This is a genomic window from Dethiosulfatibacter sp. (assembly GCF_983023055.1).
The window spans coordinates 1-5,348 of sequence record NZ_CEZJXU010000143.1 but is presented as its reverse complement, the minus strand read 5'-3'; the positions used below and the strand labels follow the sequence as shown (position 1 = coordinate 5,348).

The window sequence follows — 5,348 nt, the reverse complement described above, 5'->3', positions numbered from 1 at the left end:
TGTTTTTTAGAAAAACACAAAAAAACCTTTTACAAGAATTATATTTGTGTTATAATAGCTCGTAAATTACAAAAGCATTCGGAGGAAATTATGAATAATGTAAACGTGGGTATATTAGGAGCAACTGGAGCAGTAGGAGAAGAGATGCTCAATGTATTAGCAGAAAGAAATTTTCCTATTAAGAATTTGAAACTGTTGGCCAGCGCTAAAAGTGCAGGTAAAAATATAAACTGGAATGGAAAAGACTATATTGTAGAAGAAGTTACAGAGGATTCATTTGATGATATTGACATTCTTCTTGTTGCAGTTGGAAGTGGAGTAAGCAGAAAGTTCAGCCCAATAGCGGCATCGAAGGGCGTTATTGTAGTTGACAACAGCAGTGCATTTAGACTTAATGATGATGTTCCATTGGTTGTTCCTGAAGTGAATCCTGACGATGTCTTGAATCACAATGGAATCATAGCAAATCCAAACTGTTCTACAATCATTGCACTTACGGCAATCAATAAACTCAACAAATACAGCAAAATAAACAGAATGATAGTATCTACATATCAGGCTGTTTCAGGCGCAGGTGTAAAAGGATTTGAAGAGCTTGAAAGCCAGGTTACAGCACTTGAAGAAGGAAAAGAAGTTGAAATAGACACTTTTCAGTACCAGATAGCATACAACTTGATTCCTCATATAGGACCTTTCTATGACAATGGATATTCTGAAGAAGAGATGAAGATGCAGAATGAAGGAAGAAAGATACTTCATAGTCCAGAGCTTAATGTAAACTGTACTTGTGTAAGGGTTCCTGTTTTCAGAAGCCACTCTGAGTCAATCACTCTTGAAACTGAAAGTGAAATAACTGTTGAAAAAGCAAAGGAGTTGCTTAAGTATGCAGATGGTGTGAAGCTTGTTGACGATTTGGAAAACTATCAGTATCCTATGCCTCTTGATTCTTCGGACCAGGACCTTATATATGTAGGAAGAATTAGAAAAGATATCAGCGCTAAAAATTCACTAGTATTGTGGTGCTGTGGAGACCAGGTAAGAAAAGGTGCGGCAACAAACGCAGTTCAGATAGCACAGCTTGTAGTTGAAAAAAACCTTGTGAAATAGAAAAAATAAATTGAATCAAGAAAATAGGAGTTGCTCATTACTGGATATGTCCAGTTAGGCAGCTCCTTTTATATTTTGGGTTTAAGTTCTTTTTCGACATAATTATACATCTTTAATAGTGAATATTCAATAGAGATAAATGTTTTTTGAATGATTTCACAATAAAATCATTGACAAAGATGAATAAATTGAGTAAAATAATAAAAACCAAGTAAATTAGTAGGAATTACATTGAAGAAGGAAAGTAGCATATTTTGAAGTTTTAAGAGAGAGCATCATTGCTGGGAGATGCTTAACGGATAGTATGTGAAGTGCCCTTTGGAGTAGTGCACCGAATATAGTAGGCTGCACCGTGATTCGCACGTTATAGCGATACGGTATTTATGTACCGGACAAAGAGGGTTTTTCCAATTAGAGTGGAACCGCGAATAAACTTCGTCTCTAGCAATAGACGGAGTTTTTTATATTTTTTGAAAGGAGATATAAATGATAATTAAAGACTCACTGAAACTCATCGGAAACACACCGTTGTACAAGATGAAAGACAGAAATATATATATAAAGCTTGAAAAGTTCAATGCTGGAGGAAGCATCAAGGACAGGGCAGCAATGGGAATGATAGAAGATGCTGAAAATAGAGGTATATTGAAAAAGGACAGCGTACTTGTTGAAGCAACAAGTGGAAATACTGGAATTGCAATTGCGATGATAGGAAAGATTAAGGGATACAAGGTTATAATAGTAATGCCTGACTCCATGAGTGAAGAAAGAAGAATGATGATACAATCATACGGTGCCGAGCTTATTCTTACGGATGGTGCTAAGGGTATGAAGGGATCCATTGAAATGGCTGATAAAATGGCAGAAAATGATTCGAGATACTTTGTCGTAAGACAGTTTTCAAATCCTGCTAACAGAGAAATACACTATGAAACGACTTCGCTGGAGCTTTTGGAAGATATACCTGATATGGACATATTCGTTGCAGGAGTAGGAACAGGCGGATCATTTTCAGGAATATCAAAAAGACTGAAGGAGCAGGAAAGAAAAATATTGTGCATTGCAGTAGAGCCTTCCGATTCGGCTGTAATATCCGGAGAGGAACCTGGCCCTCATAAGATACAGGGTATAGGTGCAGGATTCATAACGGATATCTTCATTCCAGAAGACATGGATGAAGTCATAAAAATAGATTATGAGGATGCTGAGAAAGAAACAGTTGAATTTGTAAGAGATACAGGGATACTTGTTGGACTGTCAACGGGAGCCAACATAGCGGCGGCTAAGAAGCTGGCGGAAAAATACGGCAAAGACAAGAAGATTGTAACACTTTCTCCAGATGGTGGAGAAAAGTATTTGTCATTAGGTATATTTTAAAGGAGTAGATTATGAAATTTATGAAGAATATTTTACACGATATCGATGTAGTAATAGAAAAGGATCCTGCAGCAAGAAATAGGATGGAGGTTCTTATACTTTATCCTCATATAAGGGCAATAATAGATCATAGAATCGCAAAGGCTCTTTACAAAAGAAATATGTTCTTTATGGCTAGGTTTATATCAAATATTTCAAGATTTTTTACAGGAATAGAGATACATCCTGGAGCAACAATTGGACAGGGGCTTTTCATCGACCACGGAATGGGTGTTGTAATAGGTGAAACTGCTGAAATAGGAAACAATGTTCATATGTACCATGGTGTTACACTTGGAGGTACTGGAAAGGAAACTGGAAAGAGGCATCCGACTATTGAGGATAATGTTGTTATAGGAGCAGGTGCCAAGGTTCTTGGAAATATTTTAATTGCAACCGGTACAAAAATTGGTGCCAATTCGGTGGTACTGAGAGATACACAGGCCAATTCCACAGTAGTTGGTATAAGAGCCAAAGAAGTAAGAAGAGAAAGCGTAATTAATGTTGAGGAATATCTAGATAAGAAAATCTTCAATGAAATGATAATTTGAGATTAGCAAAATAGCCGTAAAGGTTTATGGTAGAACTGTAGAAAACGCTGAGATATCAGCGTTTTTATTTTGAAATAATTCTTATATTTATTTGATTGAAGTGTCTAAAAATCAAATTTTGGCAGTTTTAGTTTTGGCAATTTGAATTTTGGCATTTTAAATTCCGGTAATTTTAATTCTGGCATTTTAAGGATTGGTGTCTGTACATTGTTCATTTCCAGAGTATCTGGATCTATTGTTACATCTTCTATCTCGGGAACTTCAAGACATCCTGCTAATGCGATTGATAGTATCAGTATTAATATTATAAATCTTTTCATTGTATAACCCCTTACAGAAATATTTTACAAAGATAGTTTATATATTATTTTGATACCCAATCATACAATACATATGCATGGATTCTTTCTTAAAGACATTTCACCTTGTTTGTCAGAACTCCTATTTTTTCTATTTCGCATTTGACAATATCTCCGTCCTGAAGCATCTTTGGAGGTTTGAAGCCCATGCCAACTCCTGCTGGAGTACCTGTAAGTATTATATCTCCTGGATATAATGTTGTGCTCTTTGATAGATCGGAAATTATGTAGTCTATATCGAATATCATTTTCGAGGTGTTTGAGTTTTGTCGTAGCTCATTATTTACCCAGCATTTGATGTTAAGGTTTACGGGGTAGGGAACCTGTGATTTGTGAATAATATATGGTCCCATAGGTGTAAATGTATCCAGACTTTTTCCTCTGTGCCACTGGCCGTGTCTCATTTGAAGGTCTCTGGCGGAAACGTCGTTTACTATGGTATATCCGAAAATATGGTCAACTATGTTTTCTTTTGAAATGTTTTTTCCTTCTTTTCCTATAATTAATGCAAGTTCCACTTCATAGTCCACTGATTTTGTAAGACTTTCATCAATTATTATTGAATCTTCTGGACCGATTGAAGGATAACAGGTTTTACTGAAATATATGGGATGTTCAGGAATATCGCCTTTTACATTTGGCATGGACTGAACTTCGTTTATATGTTCAACGTAGTTTTTACCTAGGCAGAAGAGATTTCTAAAGGAATATTCAATGGGAGATAATACTTTAACATCATCTATTTTAAGACAGTCCGAAGTTTGGTTAACGAAGTCTGATATTTTTTCAATATCTTCTTCCTTTAATGATTTTATCAATTCGTTCATATCTATGATATTATCAGTATTTATAATACTTTTCAGCTTTTCAAGACTGACAACCTTTGTCCTGTTCATATCCATAACTCCAAGATTTATTACATCCTGATATTTGAATCTTAAAAAATACATATGTGACCTCCTAAGCTATAATAGTATTAGTATAAATTATATCTTTTAAAAACTCAAATAATTTTATATAATAAGATATAAAAGATATGGGGGAAAAGACATGATAAAGAACTGGGACGAATTCCTATTGCCATATGAACAGGCTGTTGAAGAACTCAAAGTCAAGTTTAAGAGTATTAGAAAAGAGTATCGCGACATGAATGAATACTCTCCGATAGAATTCACTACTGGAAGAGTGAAAAAAATATCAAGCATAATTGAAAAGGCTCATAGAAAATCAGTTGAGGTTGAAAGCATAGAAGATATTGCAGGTATAAGGATAATATGCCAGCTTGTAGATGATATTCCTCATGTTGTAGACCATATTAGGAACAGGGATGGAAAAGATCTTAAAATAATCGAAGAAAGAGATTATATTACAAACAAGAAGGAAAGTGGATACAAAAGCTATCATATAATTATAAGCTACGTTGTCCAAACAGCCTTTGGAGAAAAAGAGGTTCTTGCAGAAATACAGATAAGAACTTTAGCTATGAATTTTTGGGCTACCATAGAGCATTCCATAAATTATAAATTCGGTGAAAAGATGCCAGCAGAGCTTAAGGAAAGACTCAGGGAGTCGGCAGAGGTTGCAGGAAGGCTTGATGATGAAATGTCGAAGATCAAGTTTGAGATAATGGATGCCCAGGAGGTATTCATGATGAGGACTTCTTTAGTAGCTAGGATAATCAAAAAAATTCAGGTATTGTATTTCAGTGGAAATGTTCCTATGAAGAATATTGAAAAAATCCAGGCGGATTTCTATACTCTCAGGGAGAGAGGAAGCATCGAAGAGCTTAGGGAAATGAACAGGAAGCTCGAACAGATGAATCAAAAACTGCATATAAAAGAATAGATTCCCTTGGGAATCTATTCTTTTATATTCTTTTATTTAATTTTATATTGATATTCTATTGCTTTGTCGT

6 protein-coding genes and 1 other annotated feature are annotated in these 5,348 nt (G+C 35.2%); of the genes, 4 read left to right on the top strand and 2 right to left on the bottom strand.

Annotated features, from left to right (window positions below; genetic code table 11):
- The first annotated feature begins 90 nt into the window (after nt 1-90).
- The 3 genes from AC3AX0_RS06455 to epsC all read left to right on the top strand — a co-directional run bounded on the left by AC3AX0_RS06455 (nt 91) and on the right by epsC (nt 3,074).
- Nucleotides 91-1,107, top strand: coding sequence for an aspartate-semialdehyde dehydrogenase (locus AC3AX0_RS06455; RefSeq protein ID WP_487549485.1), 1,017 nt, complete (start codon nt 91-93; stop codon nt 1,105-1,107).
- Between the two features lie 222 nt (nt 1,108-1,329).
- Nucleotides 1,330-1,553: a binding site (T-box leader), on the top strand.
- A gap of 40 nt (nt 1,554-1,593) precedes the next feature.
- The gene (gene cysK / locus AC3AX0_RS06450) at nt 1,594-2,484 is read left to right on the top strand and encodes a cysteine synthase A (protein ID WP_487549484.1); all 891 of its coding nucleotides are present in this window, start codon (nt 1,594-1,596) and stop codon (nt 2,482-2,484) included.
- A gap of 11 nt (nt 2,485-2,495) precedes the next feature.
- Nucleotides 2,496-3,074 (top strand): serine O-acetyltransferase EpsC, encoded by a 579-nt coding sequence (epsC, locus tag AC3AX0_RS06445; RefSeq protein WP_487549483.1) that lies wholly within the window; start codon nt 2,496-2,498, stop codon nt 3,072-3,074.
- A 104-nt stretch (nt 3,075-3,178) separates the two neighbouring features.
- On the opposite strand, the gene AC3AX0_RS06440 is transcribed toward epsC, so the two are convergent.
- Both AC3AX0_RS06440 and AC3AX0_RS06435 read right to left on the bottom strand, forming a co-directional pair.
- Nucleotides 3,179-3,394, bottom strand: coding sequence for a hypothetical protein (locus AC3AX0_RS06440; RefSeq protein ID WP_487549482.1), 216 nt, complete (start codon nt 3,392-3,394; stop codon nt 3,179-3,181).
- An 89-nt stretch (nt 3,395-3,483) separates the two neighbouring features.
- Nucleotides 3,484-4,383 (bottom strand): fumarylacetoacetate hydrolase family protein, encoded by a 900-nt coding sequence (locus AC3AX0_RS06435; RefSeq protein ID WP_487549481.1) that lies wholly within the window; start codon nt 4,381-4,383, stop codon nt 3,484-3,486.
- 100 nt (nt 4,384-4,483) lie between these two features.
- Between AC3AX0_RS06435 and AC3AX0_RS06430 the strand changes: the two genes are divergently transcribed.
- Complete coding sequence (locus tag AC3AX0_RS06430; protein WP_487549480.1) at nt 4,484-5,278, top strand: GTP pyrophosphokinase; 795 nt, start codon at nt 4,484-4,486, stop codon at nt 5,276-5,278.
- The last annotated feature ends 70 nt before the right edge of the window (nt 5,279-5,348 follow it).

What these genes read in the sequence shown, in the direction of transcription:
- AC3AX0_RS06455 (WP_487549485.1), top strand. Translation starts at nt 91, where the DNA reads ATGAATAATGTAAACGTGGGTATATTAGGAGCAACTGGAGCAGTAGGA.
- AC3AX0_RS06435 (WP_487549481.1), bottom strand. Translation starts at nt 4,383, where the DNA reads ATGTATTTTTTAAGATTCAAATATCAGGATGTAATAAATCTTGGAGTT.
- cysK (WP_487549484.1), top strand. Translation starts at nt 1,594, where the DNA reads ATGATAATTAAAGACTCACTGAAACTCATCGGAAACACACCGTTGTAC.
- epsC (WP_487549483.1), top strand. Translation starts at nt 2,496, where the DNA reads ATGAAATTTATGAAGAATATTTTACACGATATCGATGTAGTAATAGAA.
- AC3AX0_RS06430 (WP_487549480.1), top strand. Translation starts at nt 4,484, where the DNA reads ATGATAAAGAACTGGGACGAATTCCTATTGCCATATGAACAGGCTGTT.
- AC3AX0_RS06440 (WP_487549482.1), bottom strand. Translation starts at nt 3,394, where the DNA reads ATGAAAAGATTTATAATATTAATACTGATACTATCAATCGCATTAGCA.